General features: G+C 53.5%; 16 protein-coding genes. 10 read left to right on the forward strand and 6 right to left on the reverse strand.

Annotation, left to right across the window (positions count from 1 at the left end):
- Positions 1–92 precede the first annotated feature (92 nt).
- The gene (locus HU175_RS01220; RefSeq protein WP_176564853.1) at positions 93–2,156 is read left to right on the forward strand and encodes an OPT family oligopeptide transporter; all 2,064 of its coding nucleotides are present in this window, start codon (positions 93–95) and stop codon (positions 2,154–2,156) included.
- Between the two features lie 2 nt (positions 2,157–2,158).
- On the opposite strand, the gene HU175_RS01225 is transcribed toward HU175_RS01220, so the two are convergent.
- On the reverse strand, positions 2,159–4,612 hold the full coding sequence (locus HU175_RS01225) for a family 78 glycoside hydrolase catalytic domain (RefSeq protein WP_176564854.1): 2,454 nt from the start codon (positions 4,610–4,612) through the stop codon (positions 2,159–2,161).
- Between the two features lie 294 nt (positions 4,613–4,906).
- Here HU175_RS01225 and HU175_RS01230 point away from each other — a divergent pair, with 294 nt between their 5' ends.
- The 9 genes from HU175_RS01230 to HU175_RS01270 all read left to right on the forward strand — a co-directional run bounded on the left by HU175_RS01230 (position 4,907) and on the right by HU175_RS01270 (position 13,454).
- Positions 4,907–6,391, forward strand: coding sequence for a xylulokinase (locus HU175_RS01230; RefSeq protein WP_176564855.1), 1,485 nt, complete (start codon positions 4,907–4,909; stop codon positions 6,389–6,391).
- Between the two features lie 25 nt (positions 6,392–6,416).
- Positions 6,417–6,641: a DUF433 domain-containing protein gene (locus tag HU175_RS01235; RefSeq protein WP_176564856.1), complete on the forward strand. Its 225-nt coding sequence runs from the start codon at positions 6,417–6,419 to the stop codon at positions 6,639–6,641.
- Positions 6,638–7,000: a DUF5615 family PIN-like protein gene (locus HU175_RS01240; RefSeq protein ID WP_176564857.1), complete on the forward strand. Its 363-nt coding sequence runs from the start codon at positions 6,638–6,640 to the stop codon at positions 6,998–7,000. Before HU175_RS01235 ends, HU175_RS01240 begins: the two co-directional genes overlap by 4 nt.
- Before the next feature lie 99 nt (positions 7,001–7,099).
- Complete coding sequence (locus tag HU175_RS01245) at positions 7,100–8,494, forward strand: sulfatase (protein WP_176564858.1); 1,395 nt, start codon at positions 7,100–7,102, stop codon at positions 8,492–8,494.
- Between the two features lie 81 nt (positions 8,495–8,575).
- Positions 8,576–9,334 (forward strand): hypothetical protein, encoded by a 759-nt coding sequence (locus tag HU175_RS01250; protein ID WP_176564859.1) that lies wholly within the window; start codon positions 8,576–8,578, stop codon positions 9,332–9,334.
- A gap of 91 nt (positions 9,335–9,425) precedes the next feature.
- Entirely contained in the window at positions 9,426–10,760 is a 1,335-nt protein-coding gene (gene xylA, locus HU175_RS01255; RefSeq protein WP_176564860.1) for a xylose isomerase, read from the forward strand.
- 64 nt (positions 10,761–10,824) lie between these two features.
- Positions 10,825–11,280, forward strand: a complete 456-nt coding sequence (locus HU175_RS01260) for a hypothetical protein (protein ID WP_176564861.1) — start codon at positions 10,825–10,827, stop codon at positions 11,278–11,280.
- 183 nt (positions 11,281–11,463) lie between these two features.
- On the forward strand, positions 11,464–12,096 hold the full coding sequence (locus tag HU175_RS01265; RefSeq protein ID WP_228724281.1) for an IS5 family transposase: 633 nt from the start codon (positions 11,464–11,466) through the stop codon (positions 12,094–12,096).
- A 245-nt stretch (positions 12,097–12,341) separates the two neighbouring features.
- Complete coding sequence (locus HU175_RS01270) at positions 12,342–13,454, forward strand: T9SS type A sorting domain-containing protein (protein ID WP_176564862.1); 1,113 nt, start codon at positions 12,342–12,344, stop codon at positions 13,452–13,454.
- Here the strand turns inward: HU175_RS01270 and HU175_RS01275 are convergent, their stop codons facing one another.
- The 5 genes from HU175_RS01275 to HU175_RS01295 all read right to left on the reverse strand — a co-directional run bounded on the left by HU175_RS01275 (position 13,455) and on the right by HU175_RS01295 (position 22,555).
- On the reverse strand, positions 13,455–14,432 hold the full coding sequence (locus HU175_RS01275) for a radical SAM protein (protein ID WP_176564863.1): 978 nt from the start codon (positions 14,430–14,432) through the stop codon (positions 13,455–13,457).
- The gene (gene accD, locus HU175_RS01280) at positions 14,432–15,274 is read right to left on the reverse strand and encodes an acetyl-CoA carboxylase, carboxyltransferase subunit beta (protein ID WP_176564864.1); all 843 of its coding nucleotides are present in this window, start codon (positions 15,272–15,274) and stop codon (positions 14,432–14,434) included. The genes HU175_RS01275 and accD overlap by 1 nt, the downstream gene beginning before the upstream one ends.
- 248 nt (positions 15,275–15,522) lie before the next feature.
- On the reverse strand, positions 15,523–16,443 hold the full coding sequence (locus HU175_RS01285) for a T9SS type A sorting domain-containing protein (RefSeq protein WP_176564865.1): 921 nt from the start codon (positions 16,441–16,443) through the stop codon (positions 15,523–15,525).
- Between the two features lie 30 nt (positions 16,444–16,473).
- The gene (locus HU175_RS01290) at positions 16,474–21,255 is read right to left on the reverse strand and encodes a beta strand repeat-containing protein (RefSeq protein WP_176564866.1); all 4,782 of its coding nucleotides are present in this window, start codon (positions 21,253–21,255) and stop codon (positions 16,474–16,476) included.
- A 49-nt stretch (positions 21,256–21,304) separates the two neighbouring features.
- Positions 21,305–22,555, reverse strand: coding sequence for a hypothetical protein (locus tag HU175_RS01295; RefSeq protein ID WP_176564867.1), 1,251 nt, complete (start codon positions 22,553–22,555; stop codon positions 21,305–21,307).
- Between the last annotated feature and the right edge of the window lie 93 nt (positions 22,556–22,648).

Raw genomic sequence — 22,648 nt, forward strand, 5'->3', positions numbered from 1 at the left:
TTGTCAAGGGGTTCGACAGAAAGAGCCATCACCAGGAGTAAACTCATCTATTTTCGGCCCTTTTCGCGTACTTTCGCCCAAATTGTTAGCCTATGCAACCTGCTTCTGCTCCTGCTCATAAGCCATTTATTCCGGCCGCTGAATCCCCCGCAGAGTTTACCCTGAAAGCCATTATCACCGGGGCCGTATTTGGGGTCCTTTTCGGGGCTGCGACCGTGTATTTGTCGCTGAAAGCAGGCTTGTCGGTCTCGGCGTCCATCCCGATTGCCGTACTGGCTATTTCGCTGGGCCGTAGGTTTCTAAACACGACCATTCTGGAAAATAATATTATCCAGACCACGGGTTCGGCGGGCGAGAGTATTGCCTCAGGCGTGGTGTTTACGATGCCGGGGTTTCTATTTCTGACCAACGGCACCGGTGCTGATTTTTTTAACTACTGGACTATTCTGACGCTGGCGATTCTGGGTGGGCTAGTGGGTACCCTGATGATGATTCCACTACGTCGGTCGCTGATTGTGCAGGAACACGGTACGCTCCCCTATCCCGAAGGTACGGCCTGCGCGTCGGTACTGATTGCCGGTGAGAAAGGCGGCAACTTTGCGAAGACAGCCTACCAGGGACTGGGGATTGCTCTGATCTATGCCGTCCTGCAAAAAGTTCTGCATATCGTGGCCGAAGTTCCCGTCTGGGCTACCAAACAGGCGAACCGGTATTTCCCTTCGGCGCAGGTCGCGGGTGAGATCACACCCGAGTATCTGGGCGTAGGGTACATCATCGGGTTTCGTATCTCGGCAGTACTCGTCGGTGGGGGTATTCTGGCCTGGCTGGGCCTGATTCCACTGCTGGCGTCTGTCGTGCCGGGCGATACGATTGCGTTGCAGTTGCAGAAACTAGGTTATCTCTCTGATTTGCAAAAAGCGGGCGGGCCAGGCGGCTGGAACCCAGCAACGCATACATTTTCTGACAACGCGGCCGCCATTTATCGGGCCTACATCCGGCAAATTGGTGCGGGGGCCGTTACGGCTGGTGGTTTTATGACCTTGCTGAAAACGATTCCGACTATTGTTTCGTCCTTTCGTCAAAGTTTCAGTTCATCGTCCGTCAGCGCGATTGAGACCGAAAGTAAACTCAGCGAAAGCAGCCGCGTACCACGTACTGAACAGGATCTGAGCGTCAGGGTTGTCATCATTGGCAGCATTATTCTGGTAGGACTGATGGTCCTGCTTCCGCAAATTCCCGGCGATTCGTTCCTCACCAAGCTGCTGATCGCCATACTGGTCATTGTCTTTGGCTTCTTCTTCGTCACCGTGGCCAGCCGGATTGTTGGGCTGATTGGCTCCAGTTCATCGCCAGTTTCGGGGATGACCATTGCCACCATCATGGGTACGGCACTGGTCTTTATTGGCTTCGGGCTGACGGGAAAGGCCTATGAACCGGCCGTACTGGTTGTTGGCAGTATGATCTGCGTAGCGGCTGCCAATGCCGGTGCTACGTCGCAGGATTTGAAAACGGGTTACTTGATTGGCGCGACGCCCCGTTATCAGCAGATCGCCCTGTTCATCGGTGTTATTGTCTCCTCGCTGGTCATTGGCGCTACGGTGAAAGTACTCGATACACCAACGCCGGATTTGTTGGCTCAGGGTATCACGCACGCGATTGGCTCTGATAAATTTCCGGCTCCCCAGGGCACACTGATGGCCACGCTGATTAAGGGGCTACTCTCGTTCAACCTCGACTGGCAGTTCGTACTCGTTGGCGCATTCATCGCTTTCGTTTTCGAGTTGGTTGGCGTGAGCGCTCTGGCGTTTGCCGTGGGGCTTTACCTGCCCCTGTCTACCACCCTACCCATTTTTGCGGGGGGACTGGTGAAAGCGCTGGTCGACTGGCAGGCCAAGCGTACGGGTACCGTTGAAGAAGATGCCGATCTTGGCAAAGGCAATCTGTTCGCAACCGGGCTCGTGGCTGGCGGGGCCTTGGCTGGGGTGGCTGTTGCCCTGCTCTCGGTTAATGAATCGATATACAACGGTCTGACAGCAATGACACTGGAACCCACTTTGGCCAGTGCTTTGGGCGAAGGCGGCTACATGTTGCTGGGAGCCCTTACTTTCGTCGGGCTGGCCCTTATGCTTTATCGGATCGGTACCAAACGCGATTAGCCTTAGAGACTTATAGCCTGCTCTCCCCCTTTTAATGCCAGCGATTTTCCGTTCCAGCGCAGCGTACCGGTTAGGTTAGCGGGTAACGTAACCGTTCCCGTCAGACCACCGGCGGGTGTTTTCTGAAACTTTACGGCGATGTCGCCCGCTGGGTGCGGCACACTGCCCGTTACGCTGGTCAGCTCACCCAGGAACGGTTCGATACGTACTGAGCGGAAGCCCGGTTCGGCGGGTCGGATACCGCAGGTGGTTGACAGTAGTTCGTAGAGGGGTGACGCGCTCCAGGCATGGCAGTCTGACCGCGTTGGTTCGGGGTTTTCGGCGAAGGTAGTCAGGCCCATCGCCAGCATATCCCGCCAGGGTTTTAACTGCGGAATCAGTTCATTGCCTAACCCTGTCTTTTTGAGCGCTTCGAACAGGTAGAACTTGAAGTAGAACGTAGCCTGCGTCAGCGAATCGGACGGTACGTTGTTCATCACTTTCTGCAGCAATCCAGCCTGTTGCGCTGCGGGAACGGCGTCCGTCAATACTGCCAGGATGTTGGCGTGCTGACTGAACGATTTTTTAGCGGGCGTATCGGCAAATAAGCCGCGATCGGCTACCCAGCACTGTTCAAAAACGGCCTTATTGAGTCGTCGGCCCAGATCCCGGTAGTATTCGGCCCGTTCATTCTGGCCGTAGTGAGCCAGCAGATCCCCCGCCCGGAAGTAGGTGTACGCCTGCTGCAACGTCAGAATGCTTGACCCGCCATCGTGTGCCCCCGCCGGAACCCCACCTGCCGTTTCGGCACCGGCGTTTTTCCAGGCCGACCAGTCAACAAAATTCCACCATTCAAGCGGACCATTTAATTTATTCTTAGCCAGCCGTTGCTCATGCCAGTTCAGTACGCTCAACACACCGGGCAGCATAGCTTTGATAAAGGCGTCGTCCTGCCGGTGCATCCAATAATCGTGCACCATACACACCCAGAACAGCGAGAACGTCGGGATTACCTGGAAATCAGCGCTGGGGTAACGGCTCTGCGTCAGGCCGTCGTTGAAACGACTATGATCGAAATCCTGAATAGCTTTCCGCATCAGCCGGTCGTCGCCCGTTACGTATAGCGAAATCAACGACTGCACGCGCGTATCGCCCACGTACTGAAGCTGTTCGTAATACGGACAATCGAAATAGTTTTCTCCGGCACACAGCCGCGCCGTTCGCCAGCCTACGTTCCAGATTGCTTTTAGCGTTGCATCACCAGACGTAGATACGATCGGCGTTGCCCCAGTAGATGTACCAGTCGCCGGCATAGAAACGTTCGCGGCAAACGTTGCCTTCTCCGAAAATGGGTACCCCGTATATTGGCCAACCAGATCATTCAGCACCAGCGGCTGCTCTTTCGTCTCGACAGTCAGTTGCAGATATCGGTACGTGCGGAACCAGAGCGGTCGAAACTGGCGCTGATTGCCCCCGTCGGCTACAAACTGATCGTCAAAACCGCGTATCGTCCGGCCGTTCACCTCGTTCCGATTGCCCTTTTTCCCGGCAGCATCAACGAGCGCTTCGGCATACGTCAGTGTAATAACACTTCCTTTTCCCTGACTTACGGTCAGTTCAGGATACGCGTTGGTCAAGTGGCCCTGATCGAGCAGGAACGTTGCTCTGGTATTGACCGGAACCGTAACGGGTGACCGCCCCAGCAGAAAGCTGTTGTCCATTGTTCCGTTCTCTACCCGACGAACGGCCGCCAGTCGCTCCTGGTAGGACTCCATCAGCGGAATGGTACGGGGTACCAGCTGCCAGTTGCCATCGGTTCCCAGTCCGCGCGGCTTTGCCCTGAACCACAGGGGTTTTGCGCTTGTCCAGGCGGCATCGTCGAAGGCTGACTGTTCCCAGCCCCATGGATACTGAGCCGCATCAACTTTGTCGCCATCACCGACAACGATATACGTTTGAAGCTTGGCATTGTCGTTTTTGATAGGCGAATAGGCCTGATTGTGAAACACTTTCCAGGTAGCATCCGTGTTGACGGCTTTCTCGGCTTCCCCATCGCCCTGCATGATGAATCCAAGCTGGTAGCTCATTTGCGCAACTGGTGCCGATTCGCCCAGATACCAAACCTGGGCTGACAATACGTTCCGGCCGACCTGCAGATAGGGTGCCAGATCAAGCGTTTCGTAATTCCAGTTCAGAATATCGCTCCGGGCGGGGCCTATTGCTACCGACTGCCCGTTCACAAACAACCGGTAGCGGTTATCGGCTGAGACATGGACGATAAACCGGCTGGGCTTCTGTGGCAGATTGGTCGACTTGCGGAAATGAAAGATACCGTATTGTTTGGCCGGGGCGGTTGGATGCGCAATCCAGCGGGCTGTCCAGTATTGAGTCGCCCAGGCTGAGGGAGTCTGAGCCAAAACAGCAGTGTACCCGCTGAAGAGAATAAGCAGAAGCGTCCGGCGGAAAAACGTATTCATAGGGCAGCAAGTTACAGCGCAAAGAGACAATTTCGGTGTTTATAGAAGCTGATTTAAATTAATCGCTTGGGCCGCAAAGTGCGTCTTTTAGCTGCCCACTGCGTTACCGCCCCGGCGGCCCGGTTTTTTCGTCCGTAGCTACGGCTACGCACTCTAAAAGTGTCCGCTTCGGCGGTCCGATTGCTGGCAACTAAAATCCACTACTTTCTGGCTCAAATCGCTAACTCAAACAGCTTCTTACTGATTATCGAGCGTTCGTTGTACTTTCGCAGTAAATTCTTAACCCTCTTCCGCATGTTCTTTATTGGCTTTGACCTTGGTAGTTCTTCCGTAAAAGCTTGTCTGGTAAATGCCGATACCGGCGTGGCCGTTGCTTCGGCTTTTTTCCCCGAAACAGAAATGGCGATTGAAGCGCCCAAGGCTGGTTTTGCCGAACAGCAGCCCGAAAACTGGTGGAAAAATGCCTGTCTGGCCAGCAAAGCTGTAGTACAGCAGGCCAATGTCAAACCAGAAGACGTGAAGGCGATTGGTATTTCGTACCAGATGCACGGCCTGGTTGTGGTTGATGACCAACAGAACGTACTGCGTCCTTCCATCATCTGGTGCGACAGCCGGGCGGTGCCCTTTGGTAATCAGGCGTTCGACGACCTGGGTCATGATCGTACACTACAGCACCTGCTGAACTCTCCCGGCAACTTTACGGCGGCCAAGCTGGCCTGGGTGAAAGCCAATGAGCCGGGCGTGTATGCGAACGTTGCCAAGTTCATGCTCCCCGGCGATTACCTGGCGATGCGCATGACCGGCGAGGTCGTGACCACGGCGTCGGGGCTTTCGGAAGGTGTTCTCTGGGATTTTCAGGAGAATCAGCCCGCCGAGTTCCTGCTTCACTATTACGGCTTCGATAAATCACTCCTGGCAAACATCAAACCTACGTTCGCGCCCCAGGGCGAGCTAACAGCAGCGGCCGCGGCTGAGCTGGGTCTGGCAGCGGGTACGCCCGTTACGTACCGCGCGGGCGATCAGCCGAACAACGCGCTCTCGCTGAACGTGCTGGAGCCGGGTCAGATTGCGGCCACCGCCGGTACGTCGGGGGTGGTCTACGGCGTTAGCGACAAGCTGGATTACGATCCCAAATCGCGCGTTAATACGTTCCTGCACGTCAGCCACACTCCCGAAACGCCCCGTTACGGTGTACTCCTCTGCGTGAACGGAACGGGCATTCTGAACAGCTGGCTGCGGAATCAGATTCTGCGCCGATCGATCAGCTACAACGACATGAATCTGCTGGCCCACGAAGCGCCGATTGGTGCCGATGGCCTCATCTGTCTGCCGTTCGGTAATGGTGCAGAACGCATGCTGGAGAACAAAGACCTGGGCGCTTCGTTTCATGGTCTGCAACTAACGCGGCATGGCCTGCCCCACCTGATCCGGGCTGCCCAGGAAAGCATTGTTTTTGCCCTGTATTACGGCATCCAGATCATGGAAAGCGTGGGCGTTGGCGTCCAGACCATTCGCGCCGGAGAAGCCAATATGTTCCAAAGCCCTCTCTTCCGCGATACGATGGCCAACCTGACCGGGGCTACCATCGAGCTGTATAACACCGACGGGGCGCAGGGTGCTGCTCGCGGGGCTGGTATTGGCCTGGGGCACTACAAAAATCAGCAGGACGCGTTTATCGGGTTGAACATTACCAAAACCATCGAGCCTGACATGCGTGCTCAGGAAGCCTCCCGAAACGCCTACAACAGCTGGCTGGAACTGCTGGAATCGAAATTGTAGTTTAAACGCTAAACATAGTTTTGCTATGGTAGACTATCGGCAGATTATTACCATTGAACCCGGAAAGCGAGGAGGTAAACCCTGCATTCGCGGTATGCGTATTGCCGTAGGAGACATTCTATCCTGGTTGGCATCCGGGATGACGATGGATGAAATAATCAGCGATTTTCCCGAGCTGACTAAAGATGATATTTATGCCAGTCTTGCTTTTGCAGCACATAAGGAGAACCATCTTCGCATCGCGGCATGAAGCTACTTCTGGACCAGAATATCTCATTCCGTGTCGTAAAGAAATTAAAAGAGTATTTTCCTGTTGTAGAGGGCGTTCGGGAGAACGGACTCTATAATAGGGACGACCGCGCCATCTGGGAGTTCTGTAGACAAAAGAAGTATGCGATTGTAACCTTCGATGAAGATCTTTACAATCTGACGGCACTCTATGGGCACCCACCTAAAATCATCTGGTTACGGACAGGTAACCTAGCTAACGATCAACTTGTAGCGTTACTCGTTCTTCATAAACAAAGCATTGAATCGTTCATATCTGACGAAAAAATAGACTCAGATGGATGTTTGGCGATTTATCAGAATGGTCTTGAGCATTTTTAGGCCAGCTACAAGTTACTCCAATGTTATCATCGACTGGAACTGCTTCTAGCCAGATTTCCGGTAATCATCGATTCCTAAACCCGATACTCACGTTACTATATGAATCGTCGTCTTGCCCTTTTGGTAGTAAGTGTAGGCGTATTAGCGCTATTGAGTAGCTTCTGGATGCCCAAACCAGCGTTGGTTCCAAAGCAGACGAATCGGCAGCCCAATATCATCCTGATTCTAATCGACGACATGGGTATCGGCGATGTAGGCTGCTATCGATCCAGCCCGACGGCGGGTCAGTTGCCGCCAACGCCCAATATTGATCAGCTAGCTACCGAGGGTACTCGATTTACCAACTATTACAGTGCCGCCCCAATTTGTTCGCCTTCGCGGGTGGGTCTGCTGACGGGTAACGTCCCCGGCAAGTGGCAAATCACCTCGTTTCTGGCGGATAAAAAACACAATCGTACCTGCGAACAGGTCGACTTTCTGGATGCGTCGGCTCCCTCAGTGGCGCGTCAGCTCAAAAGGGCTGGGTATGCGACAGCGCACTTTGGCAAATGGCACATGGGCGGGGGACGCGATGTTGACAATGCGCCGGGTATCCGTCAATACGGTTTTGATGAATACGCCAGCACCTGGGAAAGCCCTGATCCTGATCCGCTGCTCACGTCGACCGACTGGATATGGGCTAAATCGGACAGTGTGAAGCGCTGGAACCGCACGGCCTACTTCGTCGACAAAACACTCGATTTTCTGAAACGAAACCCGGGTAAGCCCTGCTACATTAACCTTTGGCCCGACGATGTGCACACGCCCTGGGTACCCGACGAAACAACCCTCAACGAGTTTCCGAACGGAACCGAAAAGCCGCGCGAATTCAAGGCCGTCCTGGCTGAACTCGATGTACAGATCGGTCGGCTGATAGCAGGGCTCAAAGCATTGGGGGTCGACGACAATACGCTCGTTGTCTTCACCAGCGATAACGGCGCGCTGCCTACCTTTCAGGGAAATCGGTCGGCTACGTTCCGGGGCAGCAAACTCTCCCTGTACGAAGGAGGCATCCGAATGCCTTTTATCGTTCGGTATCCTACCAAAGTACCCAAAGGCAAGGTTGACAATCAGTCGGTGTTGAGTGCGGTCGATCTGCTGCCTACGTTCGTCAGTATGGCAGGCAAAAAAGTGAGTAATTCATCTACCGACGGCGAAAACAAAGCAACCGTATTACTGGGTAAACCCAGCGTTCGCAAAACTCCTCTTTTCTGGGAATATGGCCGTAATAGCGTATCGTTCCGTTACCCGGCAGGTCGCGATAAAAGCCCGAATCTGGCCATGCGACAGGGCAACTGGAAATTGCTGCTCAATGCCGATGGCACCGGTGCCGAGTTATATGACCTCACCACCGACCCAGCCGAACAAACGGACGTAGCGGGTCAGCATGCGAAGCTGGCCGGCGACATGAAGGCAAGATTATTAGCCTGGCGGGCGGGACTGACCAGGCAATAAATCAGATTCTGCCGATTGTGGAATGAATAGACATTAAACTAATGGTTCATTTCATATATTTCGACCAACTGATACACGCCTATGAAAACGTTCTTTTTACTCGCTCTGTGCCTGTTGGCACTGGCGGCCTGCTCGCCCCAGGCCCAGCTCGTTACGTTACGCGGAAACAACGTTCAGACCGTTCCGGACAAGGGACTGGTACTGGACAATGATACGTTGACGCTTACCTACGATTTCTCCAGCAGCCGGGGTCTGATGCACATCACGCTGGTTAATAAACTGCAGCAACCCCTCTACGTCGACTGGAAACGCTCATCGTTCATTATTGGGCAGAACAAACTGGACTACTGGTACGACGTAGCAAACGTAAATCTGTCGGGCTCGTTCGCCGGCTCGGGTTTATACCGACGCTACTCGACTGGTAGTTTGAGTGGTACGATTACCAAAGAAGACGCGGTTGGTTTTATTCCACCCAATACTAAAATTGAGAAAAAGGATTTTGTCGTCGTCCCACAGGGAAACCTCCTACTGAAAGGACAGCCAGAAATCACGCACCAGAACTCGAAGGCAGACCCGGGTAAGAAACAGCCAATCGTGGTTAGCATCTTCAACTACTCCGAAGAAAAATCACCGCTGACGTTCCGAAACTACCTGACACTCTCGACCGATAAAGACTTCAAAAACGAGTTTCATATCGATACACAATTCTGGGCGTCCGACGTACGGGTGCTGCCCAAAGCGGAAATTGTTGCGCAACCGGTTCTTCAATATGACAATACATATTCAACCCCAACAGCCTTCCGAAAGCCAGACGGGTTCTACATCACGCTGCCCCAATAGTAGTAAATTGGCTTATTTGTCTTTCATATAGTTGACAAGGTCCCAAAGGTATCTGACCTTTGGGACCTTATTCGTTCCAAAACCAGCAAGTATGGCTCAGTTAACCCTTGGCGACAAAACGTATTTCCCATTTGTCGAGAAACCTATTCAGTACGAAGGCCGCGAATCGGACAACCCGCTCGCATTTAAGTTTTATGACGCTACCCGCCCCATCCTGGGCACACCCATGAAAGACCTGTTCCGGTTCGCGACGGCTTACTGGCACACCTTCTGCGGTACCGGTGGTGACCCCTTCGGACCGGGCGTCAAGCACTTCCCCTGGGATGCTAACGCCGATGCTCTGGGCGCGGCCCACGATAAAATGGATGCAGCCTTTGAATTCATCACTAAAATCGGGATGGATTATTACTGCTTCCACGATGTGGACGTAGCACCTGAAGGCAAATCAAACGCCGAGTTCGAAAAGAACTTCCGCGCCATTGTCGATTACGCCAAGCAGAAACAGGCCGCCAGTGGTGTCAAACTGCTGTGGGGTACGGCCAACCTGTTCTCGCACGAGCGTTACATGAACGGCGCCAGCACCAATCCGGATTTCCACGTACTGGCCCACGGCGGCTGGCAGGTGAAAAACGCCATCGACGCAACCATCGAGCTGGGTGGTCGGGGCTACACGTTCTGGGGCGGCCGCGAAGGGTATATGTCGCTGCTGAACACGAACATGAAACGGGAGCAGGAGCACCTGGGTAAGTTTCTTCAGATCTCGCGCGACTATGCCCGGAAACAGGGTTTCAAAGGTTCGTTCTACATCGAGCCCAAGCCGATGGAACCAACCAAACACCAGTACGACTTCGACGCGGCTACGGTCGTTGGCTTCCTGAACAGATTCGGTCTGCAGGACGATTTCGAACTTAACCTCGAGACCAACCACGCTACGCTGGCTAACCACACGTTTGCCCACGAGCTGCAGGTTGCCGTTGATAATAACATGCTGGGCAGCATTGACGCCAACCGGGGTGATTACCAGAACGGCTGGGATACCGACCAGTTCCCCGTTGACGTGTATGAGCTGACCGAAGCGATGCTGGTGATTCTGGAAGCGGGTGGTTTCAAATCGGGGGGGGTAAACTTCGACGCCAAAACGCGCCGGAACTCAACCGATCTCGAAGATATTTTCATCGCCCATATCGGTGGTATGGATACCTTCGCCCGGGCAGCCATTGCCGCCGAAGCGATTCTGGAAAAATCAAAGTACAAGCAAATGCGGTCCGACCGCTACGCCAGTTACGACTCGGGAGAAGGCGCCCGTTTCGAAAAAGGCGAGCTAACGCTGGAAGACTTACGTGAGTACGCGATGAGCAACGGTGAGCCAAAACAACTCAGCGGCAAACAAGAGCTCTACGAAATGATTGTCAACCAGTATATCTAGGTTTCCCACAGCCCGATCGACTTGATCGGGCTGTTTTTTTTGCGGCACCTCATACCCCCTCCCCATGAAATACATTTCCCTGTTCTGCCTGCTGGTCTGTTCTTTTCCCGCCCTATCTCAGTCAAACGATGAAACGGCAGTTCGGGCTGTTATCGATAGGCTGTTCACGGGAATGCGTAAAGCCGACTCGTCGATGGTACAATCGGTTTTTCTGCCCACCTCTACACTTACCAGCGTTAGCATGAAAAAGTCAGTGATGATTCAGGAAACCGCCATCGCTAAATTCGTTACGTCGATCGGACGGCAGAAACCGGGTTCTCTGGATGAGCGGCTGGCTTCGTACGACATCAAAACGGAGCCTCTGCTGGCCACCGCCTGGACGCCCTACGTCTTTTACCTGAATGGCAAGAAGAGTCACTGTGGCGTCAATACGTTTACGCTAGTGAAGATGGACGACAAATGGTACATTCACAGCATCATCGACACGCGCCGGACGGAGACGTGCCCGGACCTGCCCTAGCCAGTCGGATCAATAATGCACCTGTCCGAGTCAGCCTGCCTTTCAGAAGCGCAGGCTTTTTTGTTAGTCGACCTATTGCGTAGTGAGCTGTCTATGAGAACAATACCGCTTAATAAGAGCGTGTTGGGGAATTGAGAAAGCTTGAGAGTCGTGTCAACTTTGTGTCGACCAAGACATGAAGCAATGACTAAACAGTGGCAACCACTGACCGACCCTCAATGGGCCGCAATTTCGCCTTTCTTTGACCTTCGACGCAAGCGGACTCATAATTTGCGCCACATCGTAGACGCCTTGTTGTGGTTGCTTCGAACCGGCTGTCAGTGGCGTAACCTGCCCTCGCATTGGCCACACTGGCAGGCGGTGTACTACTATTTCGATCAGTGGAAACAGGCTGGTATATTTGAGCAGATCAACGCTGCTTTGAATCAACTCGACCGTCAGCAAGCCGGACGAGCAAGTCATCCATCAGTACTATGCATTGATTCACAAAGCGTTAAGTTGCATCCCATGATCTGTGAACAGCGCGGTCTAGACGGCAACAAGCGTATCAATGGCCGCAAACGAACTCTAATCGTGGATACCCAGGGGCGCTTGTGGGTAGCTGACGTATCGGCGGCTAACGAGGCTGACGGCCCCTTAGCCGTGCCATTGATCACCAACATGCTGTGGCGCGTAGGCGAACGGCTGGAGAAAATCTACGGCGATCAAGCTTATAACGGCGTGTTTGCCCGTGAGTTGGAGGGGTGGAGTATTGTATTTGAAAAAGCCTCGCGTCCCGAGTCCGCTCAAGGCTTTGTACCAGTAGCTAAGCGATAGGTAGTCGAACGCAGCATCGCTTGGACCAATTTCTTCCGCCGGATCGTCAAGGACTATGAGTATACGGTAGCTTCTTCGGTCAACTGGCTGTATTTGGCTAACATTCAAGTGATACTACAGCGTATTTGAGGTTTGAACCAAATGTAATTCCCCAACACGCTCTAAATCTTCTTCGGCTAACGTACGAATAGATTTTCATCCATAGTTATTGTGGTGTATTCCGACTTCCCTTTAACGTAAACACCATGAAACCTTTTCTTTGGCTGGTTCTGCTAGTAGCAGGCCTTCAGATGGCGCATGCCACCCATTTACGCGGTGGCTACATTCGTACGCAGTCCGCATCAACCAATGCCCTGACGCAGCAGATTACGCTTGTCCTGTATATGGATGAACTATACGGCAGAGCAGCGGCTGATGTAAGTACGGAACAGGAAATCTGCTTCGGCGATGGTAGCTCGCTACTAGTCCCACGTCAGGCCCGGCAGTATCTGGCCAATCGTACGATCAGCGTCAATACGTATCAGGTCATGCATACCTACGCCGGTCCGGGCGTTTATACGCTTACGGTTGGTGTTGTCAATCGAACTGGGGTGCAGAACATCCCCAGCGCCGACCAGATCGCGTTTGCGCTCACTACTACACTCTCAATCAGCAACTCAGGTAACCAAACGCCTGTATTTGCCTATTCCGGCGATACGTTAACTGTTAACCAGCGAGCAACGGTCAATCTGCGCGCTACCGACTCCGATGGAGACAGCCTGGTATATGGTCTGGCCCGGCCACTTAACAAGGCGATGATAGAACCCTGTACGTCGGTTACAGCGGTTAGTTCGTTTCAGTTTCCGAACGATTTGACCCGGCAGGGTACGTTCAAGCTTAATTCGGCAACGGGCGTACTCATCTGGGATGTACCTACTCAGCAGGGCAATTTCAGCGTAGCGCTGACCGTGAGCGAATACCGACGAGGTACGCTTATCAGCCAGACGCAGGAAGAAATTATCCTGATGGTCATTGACCGACCTGGTTCGCCCACGCCCCTGCCAGCCTATGAACCCGCCGTACTTGGTACTAACCTGGTTACTGCCCTGCCCGAGTACCGCGACGAAGATGTGTTATTCAGCGCTTTTCCGAACCCGGTCGACGATCGGTTGCAGGTAACGATTCAGAGCACCCGCACCCTCCCCGCTACGGTTCAACTGCTGGACATGAACGGGCGGTTAATTCATCAATCGACCTTTACGAAGGCAGCCCGGCAGCACGAGCAGGTAATCAGTACGGAAAATCTGTCGGCCGGAACGTACCTGCTCCGGGCGAAGGTTGGACAGCGTACGCTGACGCAGAAAGTCCTTAAACGATAGCTAGAGAAGCTGTTTCCAGGTACCTTTCAGCCAGTTGTATTTGAGCGTACTGGGCAGCGCTTTCCACCAGTATTTGCTCATCTCAACGGCAAAGGAGGGCTGCATGTAGCAGTTAATGGCGCAGCCTTCACAGGCCGGCAGACGGCCTTCCAGCGCAACGAGTTTTTGTACCTCTTCCGAATGGTAGAGCGTATGCAGCTCGTTGTCGATAGGGTATTCTTTCAGCCCCAGGTGATAACAGGGCAGAACAAGCTTGTTCTCGGGAGAAATAACGATGGTGGTGCTGGCGGCCCGGCAAATGGGGTCTTCTACGTGGTTTCCTCCGTCGCGCCGGAGTTGAATGAATGCATCATTCAGATACACGTTCTTTTGGCGACTCCACCAGCTCATCGTCTGCAGTGCCTCTTCCGAAAAGCGATCGCCGGTTTCGACGGTGTTGTACTCAAAAACCGGGTTCAGAATGAGCACCAGATCGTTGGGCAGGCAAATTTCCTCGTGCATCTGCCGAATCTGGTGAACATTGTGCTCAAAGACCGTAAACAAAATATCCGGACGCTCCCCCAACTGGCGAGCGATCCGGATAGATTCCATTACTTTATCAAAGCACTTTACACCCCGCGACTGGTCGTGCTCCTCGGCAACGGGCGAATCCAGCGAGAAATGCAGCATATCCACCAGCCCACGAAGCCGCTCCGCCTGTTTAGGATAGAGCAGGGCATTGGTCGTGATTGTCGTAATCAGCCCGAGCTGTTTCGCTTCCTGCAGCAGTTCGGGTAAGTGCCGGTGCAGCAGGGGTTCACCACCCGTAAAATCGACCACCCGAACGCCCAGTTTTTTCAGATCGCGTAGATTCTGGCGCGCATTTTCGAGTGTGATGTAAGGCGATGGACGCTCCCAAATGTCGCAGAAACTACAACTGGCGTTACAGCGGTACGTTACGTAGTAGTTGCAGAGAACAGGATGGGAGACGAGTCGCATTACTGGAGCATCCGGAATAGAGTAGCTAGTTTATCCTTCAGATCTTTCCGGTCAACAATGAAATCAAGGAACCCGTGATCCAGAACAAATTCGGCGCTCTGGAAGCCTTTGGGCAGGTCTTTGCCAATCGTTTCCCGAATAACGCGGGGACCGGCAAAACCGATCAGCGCACCGGGCTCGGCAATGTTGAAGTCGCCCAGCATTGCGTAAGACGCCGTAACTCCCCCCGTCGTGGGATCAGTCAGCAAGGATACGTACGGCAATTTAGCGTTCGCTAAAAGCGCCAGTTTAGCGGAGGTTTTCGCCATCTGCATGAGCGAGAAACCGGCTTCCATCATCCGGGCACCCCCCGAGCGGGAGACCATTAAGAACGGCGTTTTGTTGGCGATCGCGTAGTCAATCGCGCGTGCGATCTTCTCCCCTACTACCGACCCCATTGATCCGCCGATGAAGTTAAAATCCATCACAGCCATCGTTACCGTCTGGCCGTGCACTGGACCATAAGCCGTGCGAACCGCGTCTTTCAGACCCGTTTTTTCGATCGTTGTCTTGATCCGGCTCGGATAGGCTTTCGTATCGACAAACTTCAGCGGATCACCCGAGATCATATCGGCGTCAAGTTCTGTGAATTCGTTGTCGTCGAAGAGAATCGAAAAATAGGCCTCGGAGCCCACTTTCTCGTGGTAGTTGCAGTGGACGCAGGTAAATGCATTGAGCTTATGCTCCCGCGTATGCATGATTTTTTTACAATTCGGACACTGATACCAAAGACCATCGGGGGCTTCCCGTTTCATTTCGGTCGGCGTCTGAATACCCTTATCTTTTCGGACGAACCAGGACATATTCTCTCGTTGCAGTTGGCTTGTTACCGCTTAAACCCTGTTGATGGGCAAACGGCTTGTAAAGTTACGAAGAAATCAGGTGACCGAATCAAAAGCGTTTACATTCACGCTCGTCAGGGCCGCTGAATTAGTTATATAGGTTAGCAAACAAGGCTTTCTGAGCCGATTTCTTCCGTCTATTGAGGGCCAACAAAAAGGCCCATTCGGTAAGTACCAAATGGGCCTGGGTTTATAAATGGTGAAATTGGTTACGAATCTTTGACAATTTTCCGGTTCACCACTTTACCGCCGACAACCGTCCGCAGCAAGTATGTGCCGCCCGCTGATTTCTCCATGTTAATCCGGAACGTGTTTACCCCCCGCTTCACCTCCTGGGTTGATGTCTGGTTGATGTTGCCTTTCATGTCGACAACTTCCAGACGGATTGCGTCATCCTGCTGCGAGAAATACTTCACGTTCAGGGTTTCGGCAACCGGGTTGGGATAAGCAATAACCGACATTTCCTCAACTCCTTCCGACACACCGTTTAACTGCGCAATAGCCGTTAGTTTCTTGGCCATTTCGGTCAGAACCGTGTTCATTGTTGTCGGCCGGGCGAACTGATCCAGTGGACGGGCGTTCATATTAGCAGCCTGACCCGAGCGGGAATAAAAGCTGCTGGCTACGTTTAATGACATCCGCTCATCAGCAATCTTGATGAATGAGTCATTATTTTCCAGCACTGTTACGTCGGCCGGATTGCCGTTCTGCCCCGTAAAAGTGAACAGCGCTACCGGCTCACCTTCTTTGAACTCACCGTAGTTTGTTTCGCTCGGAGTTTTCCCAATGACGTAATACTCGTAGAAAGGACTTACGCCCTGCACGTTAAACTCTTTCTGGCGACCAATTTTGATTGGGCTCTTCTCCCAGGTGCCCCGTACGTCCTTGATGTTCGATACCAGAAAGTTGGTTGGTACTTTCAGGGTAAACTGAGCCGTCAGCCCTTTTTCCTCCGTATCGCCATTGTTGGAATTAGGCGTACTATATTCCGGGATGATCCAGGCGGTGTATAACTTCTTGTCTGTGTCGTACGTAACCATGTACTTGACCGAGAAGTTAGAAGCTGACTGGGCAAGGGCCTGGCTCAGGCTCAGTCCGGCAATCAATAACGTGGCAATTAATGCTCTCATAATCGAAATGGATTAAGTCTGACAGTTCGGCTATCTCCGTCTCGTTTTCGTGATGACGAACGGTACACATACGTTAGCCGGGCAGCAATTCTGCTCAACAACAACCAGTGGGCAACATCCCCCCGCAGGACAAGTCGAGTTTGACGCGCTAAAGGTGTAGGTACCCGCAGCAACCAGCGTGATTGTGTTTCCTGAACCTACCTGCGCACCGTCCTTATACCAGGTTACGTTGGTGTACAGCGACGGAATGGTTGCCACAATGGCTTCCCCCGTACACACATTCACGGGAACCGATACGCAGCTCTGATCGCTGTTGTTGGCACTGTTCGGATCAACCTGATCCAGCGACACTGTCCGGGCGTAATTGAAGGCGATACCTTCTACCAGCAACCGGGCGTTGACGGTCAGGATAGCACTGTCACCGGCTGCCAGGGCAGGAATTGTCAGCATTGATGCGGCATACGTACCAACCGTAGTTGAACCCGAAACAAACTGCAGACCGCTACCCAGACTGTCTTTAACAACTACGTTCGTTGCCCGGTCGGCACCCAGGTTTTTCACGACGATCGTGAACGTAACGACATCGTTGATTGCCCGGATTTTGTTACCAACCAGCGCCTTCGTTACGCGGATATCAGCATTGCCGATTGGTTTTGGCAGTACTGTAATACACACCTGAGACGTCGTGCAAACCGTTGTACTGGTCAGATCACAAATCTGATACGTATAGCAGGTTACTCCCGTGAAGCTGGTAGCTGGTGTAAAGCTGATCGTACCATCGGCATTCACCACTGCTGTCCCATTGGCAGGTGGTGTCGGCAGGCTCACGACTACGTTCGTAGCGCTCGCCGGACGACCCGTGTTCGTATCGTTAGCCAGTACGCGGGTAATTATTTCCGTACCCGAAGTTGTTGTGCCGCTATCCGGGTTAGCAGCCAATACTACTGGAACCGGTGCAGCAGATACCGTTACGCAGACCTGTGCCGAGGAACAGGCAATAGTGCTGTTCACGTCGCAAATCTGATACGTAAAGCAGTCGACTCCAGAGAAACCAGCTGCAGATCGGTACAGAATCCGTCCGTCAGCTGTCAATGTAGCCGTGCCGTTAGCAGGTGGTGTTAACAGACTAACCGTTACGTTGGTCGAGCTTACTGGAGCCCCGTTGCTATTGTCGTTCGCAAAAATATTGATCGTGATAGGAGATCCGGCGGTGGTTGTACCACTATCCGGATTGGCCACTACCATAGCCTGCGGACGAACCGTGATACAAGCCTGGGTCGTGGCGCAGACCGTACCGCTGGTGATGTCACAAATCTGATACGTATAGCAGGTGGTGCCGGTATAGCCCGCTGTCGGGGTGAAGCTGATGGTGCCGTCAGCGTTCACGACAGCTGTGCCGTTGGGCGACTGCTGAGTCACACTCACCGTTACGTTGGTGATGCTGGCCGGACGGCCTGTGTTGGTGTCATTACTCAGCACCGCCAATGTGCTCACCGTGCCCGCCGTGATCGTAGCGGCATCTGGGTTGGCAACCACCGCTGTTTGTGGGTTGACCGTCACGCAGACCTGTGCGGTTGCACAAACGCTGGTGCTGGTGATGTCACAGATGCGGTAAGTGTAGCAAGCCTGGCCCACAAAGCCCACCACCGGGGTGAAGCTGATGGTGCCGTCGGCATTGACCACTGCTGTACCGTTAGCAGGTGCCGTAGCAATGCTCACCGTTACGTTGGTGATGCTGGCCGGGCTACCGGTATTGGTATCATTCCCCAGCACCGCTACCGTACTCACCGTGCCCGTGGTGATGGTGGCCGCATCCGGGTTAGCGGTTACGGCCGTTTGCGGGTTGACCGTAATACAAGCCTGGGTCGTGGCGCAGACCGTACCGCTGGTGATATCACAGATCTGATACGTATAGCAGGTGGTGCCGGTGTAGCCTGCTGTTGGCGTGAAGCTGATGGTGCCGTCAGCGTTCACTACCGCCGTGCCGTTTGGTGATGGCGTAGCAATGCTCACCGTTACGTTGGTGATGCTCGCTGGCCGGCCTGTGTTGGTATCGTTACCTAGTACTGCCAATGTGCTTACTGCACCGGCTGTGATCGTGGTCGCGTCCGGGTTAGCTACTACGGCCGTTTGTGGATTAACCGTCACGCAAACCTGTGCGGTTGCACAAACGCTGGCGCTGGTGATGTCACAGATGCGGTAGGTGTAGCAAGCCTGACCCACAAAGCCCACCGCCGGGGTGAAGCTGATGGTGCCGTCGGCATTGACCACTGCTGTACCGTTAGCAGGTGCCGTAGCAATGCTCACCGTTACGTTGGTGATGCTGGCTGGACGGCCTGTGTTGGTGTCGTTACCCAGCACCGCTACCGTGCTCACCGTGCCCGCTGTAATCGTAGCCGCGTCCGGGTTAGCGGTTACGGCTGTTTGCGGGTTGACCGTCACGCAGACTTGTGCGGTTGCACAAACGCTGGTGCTGGTGATGTCACAGATGCGGTAGGTATAGCAAGCCTGACCCACAAAGCCCACCGCCGGGGTGAAGCTGATGGTGCCATCAGCGTTCACTACCGCCGTACCGTTGGCAGGTGGCGTGGCAAGGCTCACTGTTACGTTAGTAATACTCGCAGGACGACCCGTGTTGGTATCATTACCCAGCACCGCTACCGTGCTCACCGAACCTGTGGTGATGGTAGCCGCGTCCGGGTTAGCTACTACGGCCGTTTGCGGATTAACCGTCACGCAGACTTGTGCGGTTGCACAAACGCTGGTGCTGGTGATGTCGCAGATGCGGTAGGTGTAGCAAGCCTGGCCCACAAAGCCCACCGCCGGGGTAAAGCTGATGGTGCCGTCGGCGTTCACTACCGCCGTGCCGTTGGGTGACTGCTGGGTTACACTCACCGTTACGTTGGTGATGCTGGCCGGGCGACCCGTGTTGGTATCATTACCTAGTACCGCTACCGTGCTCACCGTGCCTGTGGTGATGGTAGCCGCATCCGGGTTAGCGGTTACGGCTGTTTGTGGGTTGACCGTGATACAAGCCTGGGTCGTGGCGCAGACCGTGCCACTGACAAGGTCACAAATCTGATACGTATAGCAGGTGGTGCCGGTGTAGCCCGCTGTCGGGGTGAAGCTGATGGTGCCGTCGGCGTTCACGACGGCTGTACCGTTGGGCGACTGCTGGGTCACGCTCACTGTTACGTTGGTGATGCTGGCCGGACGGCCTGTGTTGGTGTCGTTGCCCAGCACCGCTACGGTACTTACCGTGCCCGCCGTGACGGTGGCCGCGTCTGGATTGGCGGTTACAGCCGTTTGCGGGTTGACCGTGATACAAGCCTGAGTCGTGGCGCAGACCGTGCCGCTGGTGATGTCACAGATCTGGTACGTGTAGCAGGTGGTGCCGGTGTAGCCCGCCGTTGGCGTGAAGCTGATGGTGCCGTCAGCGTTCACGACAGCTGTGCCGTTGGGCGACTGCTGAGTCACACTCACCGTTACGTTGGTGATGCTGGCTGGCTGGCCTGTGTTGGTGTCGTTGCCCAGCACCGCTACGGTACTTACCGTGCCCGCCGTGACGGTGGCCGCGTCTGGATTGGCGGTTACGGCTGTTTGCGGGTTGACCGTCACGCAGACCTGTGCGGTTGCACAAACGCTGGTGCTGGTGATGTCGCAGATGCGGTAGGTATAGCAAGCCTGGCCCACAAAGCCCACCACCGGGGTGAAGCTGATGGTGCCGTCGGCGTTCACGACAGCTGTGCCGTTAGGTGATGGTGTGGCGATGCTCACCGTTACGTTGGTAATACTCGCAGGACGACCCGTGTTAGTATCGTTACCTAGTACCGCTACGGTGCTCACCGTGCCCGCCGTGATGGTGGCCGCGTCTGGATTAGCAACTACTGTCGTTTGTGGTCGTACGGTTACACACACCTGTGCATTAGCGCAGGCAGTGGTACTGGTTACGTCGCAAATTTGATATTGAAAACAGGATTGCCCGGTAAATCCGGGAGCTGGCGTAAAGCTGATGGTACCGTTCGGATTGATAACAGCCGTACCGTTAGCTGGTGGTGTCAGAATGCTTACCGTTACGTTACTCGTGCTAGCCGGGCGACCCGTGTTGGTGTCGTTGCCCAGCACCGCTACTGTGCTGACAGAACCCGTTGTAATCGTTGCGTTATCCGGATTGGCTACCAGTACTACCGGTGGACGACAGTCGGCCGGAGGCCCCATAAGTGTCTCGAACTGCTCCAGTGGCACCTGGTTTCCACCGGCGGGTTGCCCCGACCGGGAGTAAAAGCTGTTACCAACGTTCAGCGACAGATACTGGTCGGCGGCATTGATAAATGGATCGTTAGCGGGTAATGGATAGATCGGCCCAAAACAACCATTCCCTCTGAAGGAAAACAGGGGTACTGGCTGGCCTGTGATAAAAGCACCGTAATCCGTTTCATTTGGAGCCTTACCAATAACATAGTAGTTCAGATTTGGATCCAGGGACGGGTAGGCGCTCCAGTTCTGCTGTGGTTGACCTGGCCCTAATTTCAGGTTGTTTTTATCCCAGGTACCATTGATGTCCGTAATGCTGGAAATTACGAAGTCTTTCGGAACAACCACTGTGAATTGCGCTGTAGCGCCTTTTTCGGTGGTTAGATTATTGTTCGCATTAGGTACGCTATAGTTGGGAATAACATATGTGGTATAAATCTGTGTGGCAGCATCATATGTAACCTTAAACTTTACAGAATTAGACGATTGCTGCGCCCGTACTAGATTACAGATCAGCAATAATCCCAACAAGAGCGAAATCGTAGAAATACGTTTCATACAATGTGTGTTTTACCTGGTATCAACAAGCGGTGGGTGAGGGCACTGCTCAGGGCAGTTGTTCCTTGATGATGAAGAAATTTTGCTTCAGGATATTACCTGGATGGTTTTTAATAACATTTTGAAAAATGAAATCCACGTCATTACCGGTACCCTGTAAAATCGTTTCGCCGTTCATGTTGATATCTCCCACATAGTAGCCTCTCAGTTTATAGAAAGGTGTCACAAACGTGTTGCCTGGGGCATTGATTACCTGTTGCGAAATAGCATTTACGTCGTTATTGGTACCCTGGAAGATGACATTTTTGTCTACCAGCGAATTACCTGCCCATAGAGCTACACCCTGATCCACGATCACCTGTGATTGATTACTCAGGTTGCCTGCCGTCAGGACATACGTTGGTGTTAGCGGAGTTCTGAAGTCAACAATTGTTCCCGTCGTACTCATTGGAATAGCCGTGCTGGTCATTACGCCGAGGTGGTTTCGGTGTTTCACGGCCACGTAGAAATTTCCGGAAGTCACTTGGTTGAATCGCAGGGGCGACACACCATCCTCGGCCACGATATCACCGTCCCGCTGTACCAGTGCCGACCGACTATCTACTACCTGCTGGTTGTTTGTTGCGCTTCTTAACTCGACAAATACCCAGTCAACAATAGCGTCCTGCCCTGTAGTGGCAAAGATCGTTGGACTAACTGCCGTGGTCGAGGTAAGTCCCGTTAAGCCAAGTGACGGATAAGGGCTCGTAGTTGGCAGGTAGTTCATCATCCGCAGATTGTCACGCATCAATACTTCAGGTGAATTGACGCCGAACAGAGCGCCCTGCAGATATACCTTAGGCAGCAGTGTTACGTACTGAGGACCGCAAACCTGAATAATTGTCGGTGTCCCTACGTCAATACAACTGGCGGTTACCGTACTCAGGGACTGACCAACAGACAAGCCGGCCAGCGTACCGTCGTTTCTATAATTCAAACCGTGTGCCAGATACGTGCCAGCCGTTGTTACGGTGAATGATGCCGTACCGGAAATAGCCGTAACAACCCCGTCAGCATTGGTCAGCACATAGCTTGTTGCATACTCTGTCGCCATATTTCCGCCGGAAGCCACAAAGCTTACCGTACCTACCGTGTAGTCACAGCCAGAGCCGTCCTGTGGACAGACGTTAATTGGAAAGGCCGCTGATACGTCAAAGCAGGAACCGCTTATAGACGAGATCGTCGAGTTAACGGTATTGCCCGTTACTCCTTTCGATGTGTCATAATTCAGTGCGTATAATCTGTAATTTCCTGCTGCCACGCTGCTGAAGCTGGTTGTAGAGCTAGTGGCAAGAATCTTATCATTAACATCAGCCAAAATGTACTGTGTCGTATAAGCTGCCCCCATATTACC

It is taken from the genome of Spirosoma sp. KUDC1026, assembly GCF_013375035.1.
Lineage (GTDB): Bacteria > Bacteroidota > Bacteroidia > Cytophagales > Spirosomataceae > Spirosoma.

Coding starts and splice junctions, on each gene's coding strand:
- HU175_RS01230 (WP_176564855.1), top strand. CDS start 4,907: ATGTTCTTTATTGGCTTTGACCTTGGTAGTTCTTCCGTAAAAGCTTGT.
- HU175_RS01225 (WP_176564854.1), bottom strand. CDS start 4,612: ATGAATACGTTTTTCCGCCGGACGCTTCTGCTTATTCTCTTCAGCGGG.
- HU175_RS01285 (WP_176564865.1), bottom strand. CDS start 16,443: ATGAGAGCATTAATTGCCACGTTATTGATTGCCGGACTGAGCCTGAGC.
- HU175_RS01290 (WP_176564866.1), bottom strand. CDS start 21,255: ATGAAACGTATTTCTACGATTTCGCTCTTGTTGGGATTATTGCTGATC.
- accD (WP_176564864.1), bottom strand. CDS start 15,274: ATGTCCTGGTTCGTCCGAAAAGATAAGGGTATTCAGACGCCGACCGAA.
- HU175_RS01240 (WP_176564857.1), top strand. CDS start 6,638: ATGAAGCTACTTCTGGACCAGAATATCTCATTCCGTGTCGTAAAGAAA.
- xylA (WP_176564860.1), top strand. CDS start 9,426: ATGGCTCAGTTAACCCTTGGCGACAAAACGTATTTCCCATTTGTCGAG.
- HU175_RS01275 (WP_176564863.1), bottom strand. CDS start 14,432: ATGCGACTCGTCTCCCATCCTGTTCTCTGCAACTACTACGTAACGTAC.
- HU175_RS01235 (WP_176564856.1), top strand. CDS start 6,417: ATGGTAGACTATCGGCAGATTATTACCATTGAACCCGGAAAGCGAGGA.
- HU175_RS01245 (WP_176564858.1), top strand. CDS start 7,100: ATGAATCGTCGTCTTGCCCTTTTGGTAGTAAGTGTAGGCGTATTAGCG.
- HU175_RS01270 (WP_176564862.1), top strand. CDS start 12,342: ATGAAACCTTTTCTTTGGCTGGTTCTGCTAGTAGCAGGCCTTCAGATG.
- HU175_RS01260 (WP_176564861.1), top strand. CDS start 10,825: ATGAAATACATTTCCCTGTTCTGCCTGCTGGTCTGTTCTTTTCCCGCC.
- HU175_RS01220 (WP_176564853.1), top strand. CDS start 93: ATGCAACCTGCTTCTGCTCCTGCTCATAAGCCATTTATTCCGGCCGCT.
- HU175_RS01265 (WP_228724281.1), top strand. CDS start 11,464: ATGACTAAACAGTGGCAACCACTGACCGACCCTCAATGGGCCGCAATT.
- HU175_RS01250 (WP_176564859.1), top strand. CDS start 8,576: ATGAAAACGTTCTTTTTACTCGCTCTGTGCCTGTTGGCACTGGCGGCC.